Annotated in this window: 14 protein-coding genes; 5 read left to right on the top strand and 9 right to left on the bottom strand. The window is 41.5% G+C overall.

All coding sequences use genetic code 11. From position 1 onward, the window contains the following. Positions 1-83: 83 nt before the first annotated feature. The 3 genes from glmS to BCOA_RS22715 all read left to right on the top strand — a co-directional run bounded on the left by glmS (position 84) and on the right by BCOA_RS22715 (position 4,131). A complete protein-coding gene (glmS, locus tag BCOA_RS22725) occupies positions 84-1,886 on the top strand; it encodes a glutamine--fructose-6-phosphate transaminase (isomerizing) (RefSeq protein WP_014096453.1) in 1,803 nt (600 codons plus the stop codon). Positions 1,887-3,091: 1,205 nt separating this feature from the next. Then, complete coding sequence (locus BCOA_RS22720; protein WP_014096452.1) at positions 3,092-3,517, top strand: hypothetical protein; 426 nt, start codon at positions 3,092-3,094, stop codon at positions 3,515-3,517. A 92-nt stretch (positions 3,518-3,609) separates the two neighbouring features. Further along, positions 3,610-4,131 (top strand): ClbS/DfsB family four-helix bundle protein, encoded by a 522-nt coding sequence (locus tag BCOA_RS22715; protein ID WP_014096451.1) that lies wholly within the window; start codon positions 3,610-3,612, stop codon positions 4,129-4,131. Positions 4,132-4,514: 383 nt separating this feature from the next. Here the strand turns inward: BCOA_RS22715 and BCOA_RS22710 are convergent, their stop codons facing one another. From BCOA_RS22710 to BCOA_RS22695, 4 genes are all read right to left on the bottom strand, one after another. Beyond that, positions 4,515-5,726 (bottom strand): MFS transporter, encoded by a 1,212-nt coding sequence (locus BCOA_RS22710; RefSeq protein WP_014096450.1) that lies wholly within the window; start codon positions 5,724-5,726, stop codon positions 4,515-4,517. 92 nt (positions 5,727-5,818) lie between these two features. After that, complete coding sequence (locus tag BCOA_RS34390) at positions 5,819-6,394, bottom strand: glycine-rich domain-containing protein-like (protein WP_014096449.1); 576 nt, start codon at positions 6,392-6,394, stop codon at positions 5,819-5,821. A gap of 640 nt (positions 6,395-7,034) precedes the next feature. Then, positions 7,035-7,907: an MFS transporter gene (locus BCOA_RS22700; RefSeq protein WP_235601137.1), complete on the bottom strand. Its 873-nt coding sequence runs from the start codon at positions 7,905-7,907 to the stop codon at positions 7,035-7,037. Positions 7,908-8,180: 273 nt separating this feature from the next. Then, entirely contained in the window at positions 8,181-8,912 is a 732-nt protein-coding gene (locus BCOA_RS22695) for an NAD-dependent protein deacylase (protein ID WP_014096447.1), read from the bottom strand. Between the two features lie 351 nt (positions 8,913-9,263). Between BCOA_RS22695 and BCOA_RS22690 the strand changes: the two genes are divergently transcribed. After that, a complete protein-coding gene (locus tag BCOA_RS22690; RefSeq protein WP_014096446.1) occupies positions 9,264-10,997 on the top strand; it encodes a methyl-accepting chemotaxis protein in 1,734 nt (577 codons plus the stop codon). Positions 10,998-11,075: 78 nt separating this feature from the next. On the opposite strand, the gene BCOA_RS22685 is transcribed toward BCOA_RS22690, so the two are convergent. The 3 genes from BCOA_RS22685 to BCOA_RS22675 form a co-directional block, all read right to left on the bottom strand. Further along, positions 11,076-11,828 carry a DUF4097 family beta strand repeat-containing protein gene (locus BCOA_RS22685; protein WP_233896622.1) on the bottom strand — a complete coding sequence of 251 codons (753 nt, stop codon included), beginning with the start codon at positions 11,826-11,828 and terminating at the stop codon, positions 11,076-11,078. A 97-nt stretch (positions 11,829-11,925) separates the two neighbouring features. Then, positions 11,926-12,486 carry an HAAS signaling domain-containing protein gene (locus tag BCOA_RS22680; protein WP_014096444.1) on the bottom strand — a complete coding sequence of 187 codons (561 nt, stop codon included), beginning with the start codon at positions 12,484-12,486 and terminating at the stop codon, positions 11,926-11,928. Further along, positions 12,479-12,802, bottom strand: a complete 324-nt coding sequence (locus BCOA_RS22675; protein ID WP_014096443.1) for a PadR family transcriptional regulator — start codon at positions 12,800-12,802, stop codon at positions 12,479-12,481. The genes BCOA_RS22680 and BCOA_RS22675 overlap by 8 nt, the downstream gene beginning before the upstream one ends. 340 nt (positions 12,803-13,142) lie before the next feature. Between BCOA_RS22675 and BCOA_RS22665 the strand changes: the two genes are divergently transcribed. Continuing rightward, positions 13,143-14,897, top strand: coding sequence for a methyl-accepting chemotaxis protein (locus tag BCOA_RS22665; RefSeq protein ID WP_014096442.1), 1,755 nt, complete (start codon positions 13,143-13,145; stop codon positions 14,895-14,897). 173 nt (positions 14,898-15,070) lie between these two features. On the opposite strand, the gene BCOA_RS22660 is transcribed toward BCOA_RS22665, so the two are convergent. Both BCOA_RS22660 and BCOA_RS22655 read right to left on the bottom strand, forming a co-directional pair. Beyond that, the gene (locus BCOA_RS22660; protein ID WP_014096441.1) at positions 15,071-16,477 is read right to left on the bottom strand and encodes an MFS transporter; all 1,407 of its coding nucleotides are present in this window, start codon (positions 16,475-16,477) and stop codon (positions 15,071-15,073) included. A 66-nt stretch (positions 16,478-16,543) separates the two neighbouring features. Then, positions 16,544-17,113, bottom strand: a complete 570-nt coding sequence (locus BCOA_RS22655; RefSeq protein ID WP_014096440.1) for a cysteine hydrolase — start codon at positions 17,111-17,113, stop codon at positions 16,544-16,546. Positions 17,114-17,133: the final 20 nt, after the last annotated feature.

Genomic DNA, 17,133 nt, shown 5'->3' with positions numbered 1-17,133 from the left:
GTTTTACAAAAATTTCAAGAGATAAGGGGGCAGGACTGCTCCCGGTGGTTCTTGCCCCCTTGTGATCCGAGGAGGAAGAACAAATGTGTGGTATTGTTGGTTATATCGGTACTGAAGATGCGAAGGAAATTTTGTTAAAAGGCTTGGAGAAGCTGGAATATAGAGGCTACGATTCTGCAGGGATCGCTCTCCGGAATGAAGCCGGCGTGCATGTGTTTAAAGAAAAGGGACGGATTGAAGATTTGCGCCGGATCGTGGATATGCGAATTGCGGCAACGATCGGCATCGGCCATACACGCTGGGCAACCCACGGGGTTCCGAGCAGAGAAAATGCCCACCCGCACCAAAGTGCATCCGGCCGTTTTACGCTTGTGCATAACGGCGTGATCGAAAACTACACGCTTTTGCAAAAAGAGTATCTCACGGATGTTCCTTTAAAAAGTGATACCGATACGGAAATTATCGTGCAACTGGTGGAAAAATTTGCTTCAGAAGGCCTTGAAACGGCGGAAGCGTTCCGGAAAACGCTGACGCTTTTAAAGGGTTCTTATGCGCTTGCCCTCTTGGACGAAAAAGACGGCAATACGATTTATGCGGCAAAAAATAAAAGCCCGCTTTTGGTAGGCGTCGGCAACGGCTTTAATGTGGTAGCAAGCGATGCGATGGCGATGCTGCAAGTGACAGACCAGTTTATCGAACTGGCAGATGGTGAAATGGTCATCCTTACCCGCGGGCAAGTCACCATCCAGAATCTTGCCGGTGAAACGATCACCCGCCAACCGTATAAAGCAGAAATCGATGCAAGCGATATAGAGAAGGGTACGTACCCGCATTATATGCTGAAAGAAATCGATGAGCAGCCGCTCGTGATGCGGAAAATTATCCAGGCTTACCAGGATATCAACGGCAAATTGTCTGTTGACAGCCAAATTATCGATGCCGTAACCGAAGCTGACCGGCTTTATATTATCGCATGCGGCACGAGCTACCATGCCGGCCTTGTTGGCAAGCAGCTCATTGAGAAGCTGGCGAAAATTCCAGTTGAAGTCCATGTATCCAGTGAATTTGTTTACAATATGCCGCTTTTGTCAGAAAAACCGCTGTTCATTTTTATTTCGCAAAGCGGGGAGACAGCCGACAGCCGTGCCGTGCTTGTAAAAGTGAAAGAATTGGGTTACAAGACGCTGACGATGACCAATGTGCCGGGCTCGACTTTGTCCCGTGAAGCGGATTATACCCTATTGCTTCATGCAGGACCGGAAATTGCGGTTGCTTCGACAAAGGCATATACGGCGCAAATTGCCGTCCTTGCGATCCTTGCTGATGTAGCGGCAAAATCGCGTGGTTTCAGCGAAGACTTCGACCTGGTACATGAACTCGGCCTTGTGGCAAATGCGATGGAAGTGCTGTGTGGTTCAAAAGAAGAAATTGAACAAATGGCATATGACTACTTGACGGTCACCCGCAATTGTTTCTTCATCGGCCGTTCGATGGACTACTTTGTCTGCCTTGAAGGCGCACTGAAGCTGAAGGAAATCTCTTATATTCAAGCGGAAGGTTTTGCAGGGGGCGAACTCAAACACGGCACAATTGCCCTGATTGAGGACGGTACACCGGTTGTCGCGCTTGCTACGCAAAAAGACGTCAACTGGAGCATCCGCGGCAATGTCAAGGAAGTTGTCACCCGCGGGGCCAACCCTTGCGTGATCTCGATGAAAGGCCTGAATGAGGAAGGCGACCGTTTCGTCATTCCTCATGTACACGAATTATTGACACCTCTTATCTCAGTTGTACCATTGCAGTTGCTTGCGTATTACGCAGCACTGCACCGCGGCTGCGACGTCGACAAGCCGAGAAATTTGGCCAAATCGGTCACAGTCGAATAAACAAAAAAGCCCGGGGAAGCCAGAATGACTGGTTTTCCTGGGCTTTTTGTTTAATCAAATGATTGATTGAAGGGATAATACAAGGTAAAACAAGGTGATTTTATTGGCCCGGCTTCTTTGGATGAGGCCTTGTATCTCCCTGTTAAAAAGTCCGTCCCCTGCAAAAAAGTTGGTACCCGCTGTTAAATAGTTGGTACCTGACCGGCAGGAGACCAGGCCAATTCAGCAGGCAAATATGGTTGTTTTCCGGGTCATTTTCAACCCTAATTCAATAGAAAGACAAACTCGGGCTCGATCCAAAACGGGTCCAGTTTTTCTTTTGTACAGCGGCCCCAATCCTTTGTCCCGCATGGGCTCCGCCGTTCTCTAATCCTATAGCGTTAGAAGCTCCACTGTATGGAATTGGGCGATTCTCAGTCCTTTTTCATGTGGTTCCCAGCCAGCTCAGTTCCGTCATTTCTCCAATATTTTTTCTCTAATCAGGGAAGAACTTTTTGACATTTCCAGACTATGCTGCACAACTCAGCAACCTAATTTCTGGTAAAAATCAGGCGTTTTGGGAACCAACTTTTTAACATTGCCAGCGGTCATCAAAATGCGGTTGGAGCCTTGGGGGAGTAAGAGGAAAGGGGGATTTTGGCGGGGAAGGACTTTTTTACAGGGGAATAAATAGTAATATATATCTAAAATATCAAAAAATATGTACCAATAATATTATTTTATGGTAGAATTTGTTGTGGTACTTCAAGTATCTTTTCAGGATCCGCAGCATTTGCTGCTGAGAAACCGAGTGAAACCACATCTCCTGTAGTACAACAAAGTCAGGCAACTCAAGCTCAAGCTTCATCTCTTGCAGTAGATCCTGGTATTCAATCTATTAACGGTCAGATGTCTACTCAATCAGAACCAACTTACATAAATAAGAAGGCTTTAAGATGGGCAATTGATAGTACTACTCCTATTACTAATCTAGTAGGTAAATATTTTGGTAAAACAGCTGTGAAAAAAGTAGGAAGCGTTATGCATAGTCATGTAAAACCTGCTCTACGTAAATTAGAAGCTTTAGATAAGGTAAACTAAAAGAAACTTTAATACGATGCTATGAAGGGACCACTTGGAGCTACAGCTGCAAGATTTGGTGCTAAAGCCATTGTAAAAGTGATTCAAATCTTTAGTCTCGTTTAAAAAAAGATAGGAGGATAAGTATGGATGCTAAAAATACCTCGCAAGTGATTGAAAATTTGGAGAACCAGGTAGAAAGATTAGATAAAGAAGTTTATAACTTAAATTCTAAGGTTGAACTTTTAGAAGGCCTTTTAATAAAAATTATTGAAAATCAAAAAATATCTCCTAATTTATTATTAGATATTGATTTCATTGCTGTAAAAAAAGATTTAAGTGGTGAAGAGCGAGCTGAGATTTCATTTTTCCTTCTCAAAGTTCAAAAAGAGTATATGCAAGAAGGTAAAGTTCCAAATTTAGAAGAATTTCATTCTGGATTATATAATGTACTAGGTGTTACTCAAAATGAAAAAGAAGAATATCCAATTGAAATCTCAAAACAATTGCTTCAGAAGTATGACAAAATAGGTGAATTTCCAGTTGCAAAAGAAATTTTATCTAAAAGTTGAAACACCGAAATCTATTCTCACCCCTTGTTCTACAAGGGTTTAAAGCAAAAATAAAAGCATGAACACTCAAAACTCGGTAAGGGGTGTTACGATTGCCAAAATATGAGAGTAAAAAATCCTTGATTGATGAAATTACTAAGAGTGCAAAGTTATTTATTGATGAATTCCGTTCTATTAATAATCTTAATAAAGATGTATTTGTAAACGGAGTGGATAGAACGCCATCCCAGATGATTGCTTACCAACTGGGATGGTTAAATTTAATATTATCATGGGAACAAGATAACAAAGAGGGAAAAAATGTAATCACACCTGCGCCAGATTATAAATGGAATAACCTAGGCGGGCTTTATCAGAGCTTTTATGATAAATATGCAAATGATTCGATTGAAACGTTAATTGAACTGTTTAATCAGGATGTTCATAAAATCATTCAATTGGTTGAAAGCTATAATGACCAAGAATTATTTGAGCAAGGCGGCAGACAGTGGGCGTCTTCAACACCATCCAATTGGCCAATTTGGAAGTGGATTCATATCAATACAGTAGCGCCATTTAAAACGTTTAGAACTAAAATTAGAAAATGGAAAAAGATAAAGGGATATAATTTTTAATGGATTTGCAGGATCAAATAAATTTAGAGACCTTTCGCAGCCGAAAGGGTACAAAAGGAGTGACTTGAAGTAGCCGGTATAACCTATCGAGAAAAATTTTCCACATACGCCCCTTCGAGTAAAATTTTACACATACTTTATTTAAAGAAGAGTACAAATTTTAGTCGGCTTCCCTCAATTTTGTAGTTTTTGAAAAAATGGAGTTGCGGAATATAGTCAAGAAAAAAGAAACTCTGCCCAAAATTAACCCTGGATCCTCTTTAGAGTAATAAGGGGGATGGCAACGATTCGTAAAATATATGGTCATTTTGGTGTTTTCTGCCGATAACCATGTTACCGGCAGCGTTTTTGGTGGCTTTCTCCAAAGAGTTTGACATATTCTCCTAAAGGTTTTTTGTTATATTCTCTATCGGGATATCTGATTTTATCTTAAATGAAGAATAAAACAAGGTAATCCGTAAGATGGCCATAACGGCGATTATCATACAAGTTATAAATATCCCAAAGGTTTCTATTAATCCCCAAGAAATGATCATAAAAGAAAGGGTGCCTAGATCTGCTGATGCCTCCATCACGCCCATTACTTTACCTTTTTCATATTGGGGGATCGCTTTAAAGGTTTCAGCTGAGAGCAAATTATTTATTACGGGGTTTCCCATCGTCATAATGGCAAATCCAACTATAAAGAATATCCAGTTTAAGGAGGCTCCCATCATAACAATGCCCCCACATACCAAAAAGACAGTTAGAAAATACAAAAATACCTTTGAAGCGAATAAAAGACTGGATCTTGATAATATCATATTGGATAAAATCACAAAAACACCACCAACGAGCCAAAAAATCGATATTTCAAAGTCAGCTACTTTAAAATGTCCTTCCAAAATATACACCGAAAGGCTCGTCATTACGGGGCCAATCATGCCACCTAGTAAATGTGAGAAAAAGTAAATCCGCAGTATTTTATCTTTTAAAGTCCTTTTCAAATATGCTAAGGAAAACCATGCAGTATCATGCGAGTGTTCGATTTGAATTTTTTCATCAAACCTCATGATTAAAAACGCGCACACGAGAAAAGAAGCAGAGTCTATGAGAATGGCGTACGAACTTAAAATACCAAAAATGAGTGGCCCGATAGTAAAACCTACAGTCTTACAAGTTGTAGTAAACGTGTTTTTCTTGCTTATTGCCCTTGCTAATCCTATGTTTGGATCTTTAATTGTCAAATCTCTAAACCATACTTCAAGACACAGATTAGCAAAATGCCCAAGTGATTGGGATAAGATCATCAAAGGGAATAAAAAAATAATAAAATGTTTAAATGATAGTAATGAAAATAATGTTATCATAACAAAGCAATTAAGAAAAAAGGAAGTAAATATCATCTTTTTAGAAGATACTTTGTCTATAAAATGTCCGCTTACAATGGTAGATATTATTCCCGCAATCGTTTCTGTAAGGTACAAACTTCCGGCATAAAGGAATGAGCCTGTTAGATTGAGGGCAAAAATGGGAAGACCGGTCCATGTTATTGCGGTACCTAGCGTATTAATGGTATCAACAAGTATTAATCTGTTTACTGCGTTGTTTAACATATTGGCACCCCCAAAAAATGCTTTTATGGCCAAAGGCAAGCCTAAATTAAAATAGGCTTGCCTTATAAACAATCGTTTGCTGACTTTTCACCTTAAATCTGAACCTTGGCTTGTTCAGTTTTTAATGGTTCGTTTAAGCAAGTCTTTTTTTCTTGTTCACCTTTCAACGGTTCATTATAGCAGGTTGCAGCTTTCAACGGTTCATTATAGCAGGTTCCAGCTTTCAATGGTTCATTATAGCAAGTCTTTACTTCAGCATTCGTGCCATTTTTGGCTAGTTCTTTAACTTTATCTGATAACGGTATATTATAGTCTTCTTTAAATTCAACGGACCATTTTTTCAAAGACTCCCTATATATATTCATTAAATGAGGAAGCTCAGATTCTTCTTTGCCATAACCAGGATTATGATCTAAAATACAACCAAAGTAATCCATGCAATCATTATAATATTTCTGTGGATGAAGAATATGAAGGTGCCACATTTCGTCAATATCATACGTAGGGCAGATTGAGGTGTAAGGATATTTTTTCACTAAATATAGGAATTTCAAGTATCTGTTTTTTATACATGTAAGTTCCTCTTCTGATAACCTACTTAAAACCCCATCACTCCTCCTAGCCGCCTCGATTAAGTCCACGCTCACATTTGGAAAATGTTTGCTCATATACTTTACCTCCCATATTTTATTTCCTACATCACTATAACTATGAGGGCTTACCGAAATTTATGTGTATGTTCATCAAATAAATGTCAACCTTATAGGACTTGCCTTAAAGGGAGATACTTATCTGCTCAAAAGTAACGGAGAACTTTTTGTACCAAATAATTCCAATGGTCTCCGTGTCCCATTTTACATATTGAAACTATTTGCCGACAGCTTTCCTTACACATTATATTCGCGAAAAGTAGCCGAAATCCTTCTTTAATCTGTAATTTTTGCTTATTCAACAGGTCCTAAATAGCCAGTCCCGGATTCAACAGGAAAACAGTCCGATTTGGCAGGCAAAATTCAATTGAAAACCAAATTCAAACTGGATCCAAAACGGGTTCAGTTTTTCTTTTGACCAGTGTAATTTCTATCCTCGATGCAGATTAGGAGGGGAATTGAAAAAGTTTTTTAAGACTGTCGGTGAATGACATTGCATTGGCATTCATCATGATCTGGACCCAAGAAAAAGGTCATTTACGACATAAGACCATTTTATTAAGAAAGGTTGCGGGGTTGATCCTTTTCTAAGAGGAGGCAAGAAAGACCATCCTTTTTCGTTTTCAAGATGGTCTTTTTTAATCAAAATTCAATTTTTCTATCTCTTTCTTTTTATTGACAAAATCACCAATTGTCCTAGTAAAGCCACTAGCACAAGACAGCCGGCTGCAAATGGAAGTTGGGAAGGTGTCAATCCAGCTACCATAACAACCCCTCCAAGCGCAGACCCTACTGAGCTCCCTAAATAATTGGCGGAACTGTTTAAAGCGACAACAGCGGGTCCGTGTTTAGGCTGTAACTCGAGTAATACATGCTGTTGAGGGGCTAGTGAAGCCCATCCCATTGCACCCCAAATAAAGAAGGGTAGAAACATTAGAATCGGAATTCCCAGACTTAACGGCAGACTGAACATGGCTAATGCTAATAGAATTAGTATACCGCCCATAATCCAGCCTGGGCGTCCTATTCGATCAATAAGAGTACCAATGAATAAGCTGCCGACAACACCACCAATGCCCCAGGCCCAAAGATATGGTGTAACAGAATGGATTCCATCCAAGTTCTGCAAGATTGGAGCGATATACGTATAAAGCCCCAAACTTGCAATGCCTGTCACAAAAGTAATGCCAACCGTTGCTGTTACTCTTCCATTGGCCAGCATTGCAAGACGTTGCCGTAATGACGGTGGGGGCGAAGCTGGAATGTTTGGAAACCAGATGACAATCCCAATCATAGCAATGAGACCAAGTATCGTAATGAGCCATAACGTCCCATCCCAACCTGCATGCGCAGCAACTATCAATCCGAGTAGAACCCCCACGACCGTCCCCATGCTCATACCGCCTAATGTCATACCTAAGGCACGTCCGCGCTTCTTATCGGAAACAAGAGATGAAGCGGTTGCCGTGGCAAGCGGAGAATAAAGACCAGCTCCGATCCCTGCAATTCTTATACGATCAATCGTTTCCAAAGGGAATTTATCTATGCGGCTGGCGTACGAATGTCATCTTGAACATTTGTGAAATATACGCTCATAAAAAGGCATTCCGGCAAATATTTCAAAGTATACGGCTGATTGACTGGGTGTCGAAGCTGAAACGGAATACTGGAAATTGAAACGCCTGCAAATGTGGGGAGGGGGGAGTATGGCCATAACAACCCGAAAACAGGCAATTATAATTCCACTTTTAGCAATACCTTCAAACATATAATTCTAATTACTAAATATTTACCTATCGAATTTTCACACTTTTTTAATTGGGGATGATATCTTTTTATCCAGTTCTATAAGTAATTGACCGATCTTTTTATCATGAATCACTTGATCGGCATACCGATCAAATTGGGTCGGTTCCATGTTCACAATCACTAATTTTGCACCGTTCTCTTTGGCGATTAAAGGAAATTGGTTGGCAGGTGTAACGGATAAAGAGGAACCTAAGACGATAAAAAGGTCTGCTTTCTCTGCTTCCTCCAGAGCAAATTGAAAAGCTTCTTGTGGCAGCGCTTCACCAAATAATACGATATTTGGTCGTAGCACCCCGCCGCATTCACAGTAGAAATCGTTATTGACATAGTTTTCACTACTATATTCTCTTCCACACGTTTGGCAATGGACTTTTTGAAGGGTCCCATGCAATTCAGCGACCCGCTTACTGCCCGCTTCCTGATGAAAGCCGTCCACGTTTTGAGTAATAATTGAGCGAATGAACCCTTGCTGTTCCCATTTGGCTAAAATATAATGACCTTGATGCGGTCCAAATTCTTTTACACCTAATACGCGTTCCCGATAAAACGCGATAAATGCTTCGACATTTTCATTCAGGGCTTTCGTACTGGCAATTTGACTTGGATCTTTCTTTTTCCACAGTCCGTTATGTCTTGAACGAAAATCCGGTAGTCCGCTTTCGGTTGACATCCCTGCTCCGGTAAAGACGACCGTATGACGGGATGACTTTAACCAATCTTCTAACATGAAATCCGCTCTCCTTATTTATGTTAGATAAGTTTCCCTACAAATCATTGTACGCTACCTGCCAGAAAACTTCAAAAAGCGAATATAAACCTCCTACATTTTCATTTCAAAGTGTACATTTAGATGTCAGAGTGCCCTCCCATTTTTTTGCTCATCTACCCCTTCGAGTAATATACAGAGTTTCTACTTTTTTAGTGAACCTTGCGTCATATTTTTGGCATACAATAGGACTTTAAGTTCATTTCTATTCGCCAAATATAGACAGAATATTGAATGGAAACGCTTGACTTGTGACTTTTTTCCTGTGAAAATAGTAATAATGTGGAAATCAATGGAAAGAGGGAGAGTGTTATGGGGATCTTTTTAAAAAAGTTAAAATCATGGGACCAGTACATGCATTATTGCGATGATACGGATATAACGGAAATTGGAGGAAGGGCACGGGAAAAATTAAATTACCTCGGTGTGGATCAGGAAACATTACAAAATGTTCGGGAAGCGGCAGCGATTATAGAGCCTTATAAGGAAAAGATGGTTCAAATTTTTTATGAAAGGCTTACTTCAGTTGAACAATTTCATAAACTCATTATGCGATATTCCACCCTCGACAGGCTGTATGAAACTTTAAAAACATATGTGGAGCAGTTTTTTCAAGCAGAAGTGGATCAAACCTATGTGCTTACAAGAATTAAAATTGGCAAAGTCCATAGCAGGATTAATTTAACGGCTGATAATTTTATTGCAGCCCACCATTTTTTGATTCAATCGATGGGATCTATACTCATGAAGCATTTACATCATACGCCCGACAAAATGACAAAGGTTGTCCTTGCTGTTCAGAAGTTAGCTGCGTTTGACCAACAATTAATTGTGGAAGTTTATATGGAAGAAACGTTCAGAACTTTTTTGTTTGGTATGTCAGATATGCTGAATGAGACAACGAAAATTAATGAAACCAAACAATTAATTGAATCGATGAACAGGCAAATAGAAGAGACGGATAATGTTTCGGCGGCAACGGAAGAAATGAGCGCATCCATTCAGGAAGTGGCCCAATATGCAACCAAAGTTGCGGAAGGGACCGACCAGGCAGTCCAGTCTGTGTTCACAAGCAAAAGAGTAGTAGATCATGCGCTTGGAGATATTCAAATGGTCGGGCAAGTATATGAAAACGTGTTTGAAAAAGTAGAGCTGCTGGATAAAGAAATTCATAATACGAAAGATGTTATAAATGTGATCAGGGGGATAGCTGACCAAATCAATCTTCTTGCTTTAAATGCCAGCATTGAAGCTGCAAGGGCTGGAGAAAACGGGCTTGGCTTTGCCGTTGTTGCCTCAGAAATCCGGGAGCTGTCAGAACATACGAAAGTTCAAATTTCCAGTATTACATCGAACATGGAAGCGCTGCAAAAAGTGGCCAATGAGGTCATCCAAGAAATACAGCAAACAGGCAAAATTGTAAAGGAAAGTGTCGGCCATGCCGAACTTGCCGGTACAGAAATTATGGAAATTGTAAAAATGATGGAAAACATCAATGAATCGATTACACAAATTGCCTCAATGAGTGAAGAACAGTCCGCAACCATTAACGAAATTGCAAATTTAAATAGTACGATAAGAAATCACAGTCAGCAGTCCCAGGAGATTGCACGAAAAACAGCAAAATTAGTATTTGATTTAAGCAAAAAAATGGATCACTTTAGGAAAAACTTTTTTACGATTAACATTAAGTTTAGCTCAAAAGATATTGTAAGAATCACGAAAACGGATCACCTGCTTTGGAAGTGGAAAGTATATAACATGCTGATGGGACTGGGAAATATTGATGAAAACGAGTTGACTTCTCACGAAACTTGCCGGTTAGGCCAATGGTATTACGGAAATTTGCCTGAAAATATCAGGAAAATAGATGCTTTTAAACAATTGGAAAAGCCTCATAAAGAAGTCCATCATTATGCAAGACAGGCAGTGGAAAGTTTTAAAAGGGGAGAGATGAAAACTGGAGAAGGTGCGCTAAAACAGTTGGAAGAAGCCTCCAACCAGGTCTTAGAATTGCTGTCAAATATTGAAGCACAACTCCGGTAGCTTGTGCCCGGATTTAATAAATGCGAAAACACTATAGAAAGAGCGGGACATCACGAACGTCCCGCCGTTTTTAGAAATTCACTTTGTTTTTTCCACAGTGACACTTCCATCTGCAGTGAAAAGCTGGATCATAGATTTTCCCCTGCCGAACGTCATATTTCTGTTAGAGCTGCCAAAAACGTTAACTTTTCCATCTACTGTACTTGCACTGATTGTAGCATTATCCGGTTTTTTCTCCGTTTGTATTTTGATATTGCCGTCAATTGCTCGCAGTTCTACCGGATGATTCAAGTGACGAGTGATAAAAAGGATACTTCCGTCAGTGGTTTTACCCGAAACCCGGCTATCCAAATGCTTTAAAACTATTTTTCCGTCATCCGATTTTACTTTGACTAGGGAGGCTTTCACATTTTCAAGGGTGCTTGATCCGTCACTTGCCTCTGTCGTAATCGTATCCGCGTTGATACGGTTCAGTTCAATTTTTCCATCCCTTACATGGATGCGCATCTCTCTTGCCCGAAAATCCCCCGCCCGGACGCGCCCGTCGTTACTATTAATTTGCAATGATTCATACCATTTTTTCGGCACATACACTTTTAAAGACGAGGATGAAGGGAAGAAGTTGACGAAATTTCGTTGTTTATATTTTACATTGATGGAGAGCACAGCGTTCTTAACATCCGTAGACAAGTGATATGCAGAACCTTTTTCGGCCCTGCCTGATACTGTGATTTTTGCTGCCGAACCAGTCGCTGGTAAAATCTCAATTGCGGTATTATCGGTTGCGATCTGAATTCGGCTGAACTTTTCGTGGATGACTTTTTCTTCCAACTTGGCTTCTTGCCGGAAGACGGGCCTGAATGTAAGGAGGCTTCCAACAATCCCTACAAGTAACAGTACCAACGCCACAAGTGACATTTTCTTTATTTTATCCATTTTTCAGCCCCCCTTTGATCAGATTTACATTCCATCTTAAATAGCGGATAAAGCCTTGCATTAATGTACGGGTCGCAAAATACATCCCGATGACGACAAAAAATCCGATCCCGCAAGTGGCAATGGAAACAAATAAGTAAAAAAGCGTGAATGTTTCCGGATACAGGAGGATGTTTATGAGAAACAGGAAAGGAGAAGCCAAAAACACAATTCCTGTAATCCAGCCGGAAAAAATAATGCCGGCCAACGCAATAAATGGCCCCAGTACAATGGCCAAGTTGAAAAATCCCAATCCAATCGTGGCCCATACTGCGCGCAAAATATTTCCGAACGTTGCCTTTGTCTCCACTCTTTCCAGATGGTAGGCCGCAACCATGTCTTTTGCAATCTGGTGCGGGGAACCAAGGGAAGTTGAAATTTGTTCTTCTGTTTTTCCCTCCTGCAAGCCAATGGTGAAATGTTCTTCAAAATCCTGCAAAATATCCTGGCGTTCATTGGCAGGAAGGCTTTTCAACGAAGATTCCAATTTGGATAAAAATTGTTTTTTATTCATGAGTCACACCTTCTTTTATCAGTTGATTCACCCCATCAGAGAATGCCTTCCATTCCAGGAGCAGTTCGTGGAGAAAAGTCCTCCCACTGTCTGTTAGTTTGTAATATTTGCGCGGTGGCCCCTCCGTAGATTCCTTTAAATACGTTGTAGAGTAACCTTCTTTTGTTAACCGCCTCAGCAGGGGGTAGATAGAGCCTTCGGAAATGTCAATCTGCTCCGAAATTTTTTGGACAAGTTCATATCCGTAGCGGTCCTGTTTATCTAATAAAACGAGCACACAGAGGTCCAAAACCCCCTTTTTAAACTGGACATTCAAACTTTCTTCACATCCTTCCCGTTGCACACCGGCCAGTACTGTTTAATATTCAGTACTGCCTTTAACGAGAGAATAACACACAGTATTAATTATTGCAAGGTACCGGAATCATTTTTTTCAAAAATCCGGAAAAAATTTTGGCAGTTGGTGCCGGGGAAGAAAGCGGCAGTGTAAAAACCCATTTTTGGAAAACATCCACTAGGACGAGGTTGGAACGATGGTCAGAAAATTATAAAAGTAAAGGATTTCAAACTTTATCCGATAAAACAGGGTAGAAAACCGAATATTCTTGACCAAACGCGAGGTCTAAGAATGATTCTGAAAAAAGAGGGATAGCAAAATGAAGATTGCCAAATTGAAAGACTTTCACTCCATCCGGCAAAAGCTTATGGCCATTTCCATTGTTCTTTTGGTGGTGCCAATGCTTATTTTAGGTTTCTTAAGCTATAACCGCAGTGCCGCCAGTTTAAATGAACTGGGAAAAACCAATCTAAAAAATAATGTCAATGAAACAATCCGGTTGATAGCTGTACTGGATGAGGAAGTGAAAAGCGGGAAAATTTCTTTAAGTGACGCACAAGAAAAAGTAAAAATTGCCATTCTCGGTGAAAAGAAAAAGGATGGCACACGTCCGGTTAATAAAAGCATTGATTTGGGAAAAAACGGATACATGTTTATTTTGGATGATACAGGAACTGAAGTGGCGCATCCTTTTATAGAAGGAAAAAATATTTCAAATGAAAAAGATGCTGACGGGAATCATTATGCCAATAAAGTCCTTGGAGCCGGGAAAACAGGCGGATTTACCTATTTCTCATACAGTTACCCGAATGATCAACACAAAGTCGGCAAAAAAGTGGTGTATGCAAAAAAGGATCCTTACTGGGGATGGACGGTTTGTGCAGGCGCCTATATGTCAGATTTTAACCAGCCGGCCGAACAAATCCTTCACTCACTTTTAATCGTTATGGGCATCACACTTCTCGTCGGGCTGTTCATCATATGGCTGTTCACGAGAAGTATTGCAGCCCCGCTTGGAATGGTAATGGATCATATCAGAAAAATTTCGGGCCATGATTTAACGGCCGGGCACATCAAGGTCAAGACGAAAGATGAGATCCGCAAGCTGTCGGACGGCATTAACCATATGCAGGATGAACTGAAGGGCCTGATCCATGAGATTGCAGATTCTTCAGGGCTGTTGTCAAATTCCAGCGAGGAGCTTGCGCAAGCGGCAAATGAAGTAAAAACAGGGTCGCAGCAAATCACCGCAACGATGGAAGAACTGGCATCCGGAGCTGAAGAACAGGCAGATCAATCCGGAAAGCTGTCTGAAAATATGAAGCAGTTCACATCCAATGTGCAGGAGGCGAATGCACAGGCGGATGAGGTTCATCAATCTACAAATGAAATTATGACATTGGCGCATAAAGGGAATGAACTAATGGACCGCTCTTCGGGCCAAATGGAAAAAATTGATCAGGTCATCCAATCAGTTACCGGGAAGCTGCAGTCTTTGAATGAGCATTCGGAAAAGATTTCCAAACTGGTGACGGTCATTAAGGAGATTTCCGATCAAACAAATTTACTTGCTTTAAACGCAGCAATTGAAGCAGCGCGGGCAGGAGAAAGCGGAAGAGGATTTGCCGTTGTCGCAGAAGAAGTCCGGAAGCTGGCTGAACAAGTTGCAAGTTCCATTAGTGAAATTAGCGGGATTGTTGCAGGAACCCAAAAAGATGTGAAAGAAGTAACGGATTCTTTGCATGAAAGCTATGAGGAAGTACAGCAAGGCACAGAAACCGTTCGCGTAACAAAGGAAACCTTTACGCAGATCAATGAGCGGATTTCAGACATGGTTGCCCATATTCGAAAAGTGGCTGCCAATTTGTCAGGAATTTCCGGCACAACCGAAAAAATGAATGGTTCTATACAAGAAATCGCAGCGATTACTGAACAATCAGCAGCAGGTGTTGAGGAAACGTCAGCAGCAACCGAGCAAATTGGAAGTTCTATGGAGGAAGTGGCTGAAAGCGCGCATAAACTGGTGGAAATTGCGGAGCATCTCCATTCCCTTGTTTCAAAATTTAAGTTATAAGTGAACTGGTTTTTAAATAGCAAGCGGCATAGGCATTTAAGCGAAGGAAAGCAGACAACATCCGGCCAAAAGTTCACGCGGAAGGATTCTACATATCCCGCTGCACATGGCCAGAAAGAAACGGCATTTGCCCGGTTTAATCAAACGTTTGATTAAACCGGGCATTTTTAACTTTACCTTTTCACTCCGGCTTTATCGTTTACGATGCTTAACGAATGATCCAGCACGGTAATCAGGATGAGGAGCAAGGTGACGCCGCCGCAAAATAAGCCGATATGATGAATTCCCGGCGTATTTGCCCCGGATTTTAAAAACAGCCCGTTTGCCGCCGAAGCAAGAATGGCACCCAAGTACATAAATGTTCGGAGCAAACCGGCTGAAGCCCCGATTTGTTGTGGATTCGCCTGATAATAGACGGCATTCTGGTTGCCCAGATTCAAAAGACCCTGTGGAATCCCCAGCAGAAGGACAATAAAGGCGATCAAAACAACACTCGTTGTATGATGAGTAAAAAGCAGCAATGAGACGGCGATAAACTGAACAATACTGCCAGCTATTAATTTTAAACGGATGGCGGGGCTTTTCCCTGTCACCCGGGTTACGGCAATGGCGGTTAAAGACATCGGCAACATCAGCAGCCCGCCGCTAGATGCGGATAAACCCCTTCCGTCTTCCAGCCATTGTGGAAACCCATAAATGAAGGAATAAGCAACCAGACCTGAAAGCAACCCTCTTGCATAAGTGAGAACCAGAGGGAAATTCCCGCTGAATACCCGAATATCGATAAAAGGATTTTTTATTTTTAACTCGGCCGCAGCAAAAATGGCCCCTGCAATCCCTGCTACTATCAAAAAAGCAATCTTCGACAAGCTTGGATGCATGAGAAACAGCAAAAGGGAAGTTAATGTGATGCCAAATAAGGCAATGCCCGTAAAATCAATGGCAAGAAGCTTTTTCCCTTCCACCGCTTCTGGCGGGGCTTTAGGAAATCGGAAGTATCCCAATAAAATGCAAGCAAGCGATAATGGAGTATTGACGATAAAAATGCTTTTCCAACCCCCGGCACCGATGAGTACACCGCCTAGGGCAGGCCCGATCACGGCAATCGTTTGGCTTGCAATTCCGAGTGTCGCCAGGATGCTTCCCGGGCTTGCTTCGCCTGTTCGTTCAGCTTCACTGCGAATCAGGTACATAGATGCGGGATACCCGGCGCACGTACCCAATCCGAGCAAAATTCTTGCTGCAACAAGCCACCAAAAATCCAGGGCAAAAATGGCAATGAAACTTGAAATTCCGACCAATGAAGTCGCTGTTAAAAAAAGGGAACGGGGTCCGAACAGATCGATCAGCTTCCCAACTACCGGCTGCCCAATGGCAGTAGCAAGATATAAAGCGGCAACAAGCCATGCGGTTTCTGAAGGCGGAACATGAAATGCCTGTCCGATTGGAATTAGCGCCACTGACATAATAGAAGAGTTGATGGGGTTGAGAATGGAACCCAAAATCATTGGCAATATCAGTTTTTGATTAAAGTGATTTTCAATTGCAGCTTCGTTTTTCTTTTTACCAGTGTGGAACAAGTTTCATTCCTTCCTTCGACTTGGTTGGCAGGGCCTGTTCTGCTGATTTCAAAACAGGCCCTTTTTTTAATCCAAAGTGCCGGCCCAGGTACTGACCGTCATTACTTTTGCCTGGACAGGGAATAATTTTTCCATCAGCATGTGGTGAATGTCGGGATTGCCATCATGGCAGGCATCCCGGAGTACGATTAAGGAATAATCTTTATCAGCGGCCTCCCGCAATGTCGATAAAACGACACCGCTTGTGGTAATGCCGCTAAGAATGAGTGTGTCAATTTCCTGGGCTTTCAAGATCATTTCGAGATTGCTGCCGGAAAAGGCGCTTATCCGGTATTTTGTAACAACCGGTTCATTTTCTAAAGGTTGAACGGATGGGTGGATCTGTGTCGCTTCATCGAAAATGGTCATGTCGCCGTATTCAGCAACTCGGGCATAAGTTGGATGGCCTTGGTTAATTTCAGGGTAACCTTTACTAAATCCAAGACGGACGAAAATAACCGGGATATGATGTGCACGGGCGCTTTCGATTGCTTTTTGATTCGGGCGCAGCATTGTTTCATTTCCGGCAAAACGGGATACCATGCCGTTTTGCATATCCAAGACCAACAATGCAGCTTTACTGGATTGATTTTGCATGAATTGTCAACTCCTGTTCA

The organism is Heyndrickxia coagulans 36D1 (assembly GCF_000169195.2).
Classification (GTDB): domain Bacteria; phylum Bacillota; class Bacilli; order Bacillales; family Bacillaceae_C; genus Weizmannia; species Weizmannia faecalis.
The sequence above is the reverse complement of the archived record's forward strand: the minus strand, read 5'-3'. Positions and strand labels throughout refer to the sequence as shown.

Coding starts and splice junctions, on each gene's coding strand:
- BCOA_RS22690 (WP_014096446.1), top strand. CDS start 9,264: ATGGGGATCTTTTTAAAAAAGTTAAAATCATGGGACCAGTACATGCAT.
- BCOA_RS34390 (WP_014096449.1), bottom strand. CDS start 6,394: ATGAGCAAACATTTTCCAAATGTGAGCGTGGACTTAATCGAGGCGGCT.
- BCOA_RS22710 (WP_014096450.1), bottom strand. CDS start 5,726: ATGTTAAACAACGCAGTAAACAGATTAATACTTGTTGATACCATTAAT.
- glmS (WP_014096453.1), top strand. CDS start 84: ATGTGTGGTATTGTTGGTTATATCGGTACTGAAGATGCGAAGGAAATT.
- BCOA_RS22720 (WP_014096452.1), top strand. CDS start 3,092: ATGGATGCTAAAAATACCTCGCAAGTGATTGAAAATTTGGAGAACCAG.
- BCOA_RS22665 (WP_014096442.1), top strand. CDS start 13,143: ATGAAGATTGCCAAATTGAAAGACTTTCACTCCATCCGGCAAAAGCTT.
- BCOA_RS22695 (WP_014096447.1), bottom strand. CDS start 8,912: ATGTTAGAAGATTGGTTAAAGTCATCCCGTCATACGGTCGTCTTTACC.
- BCOA_RS22680 (WP_014096444.1), bottom strand. CDS start 12,486: ATGAATAAAAAACAATTTTTATCCAAATTGGAATCTTCGTTGAAAAGC.
- BCOA_RS22655 (WP_014096440.1), bottom strand. CDS start 17,113: ATGCAAAATCAATCCAGTAAAGCTGCATTGTTGGTCTTGGATATGCAA.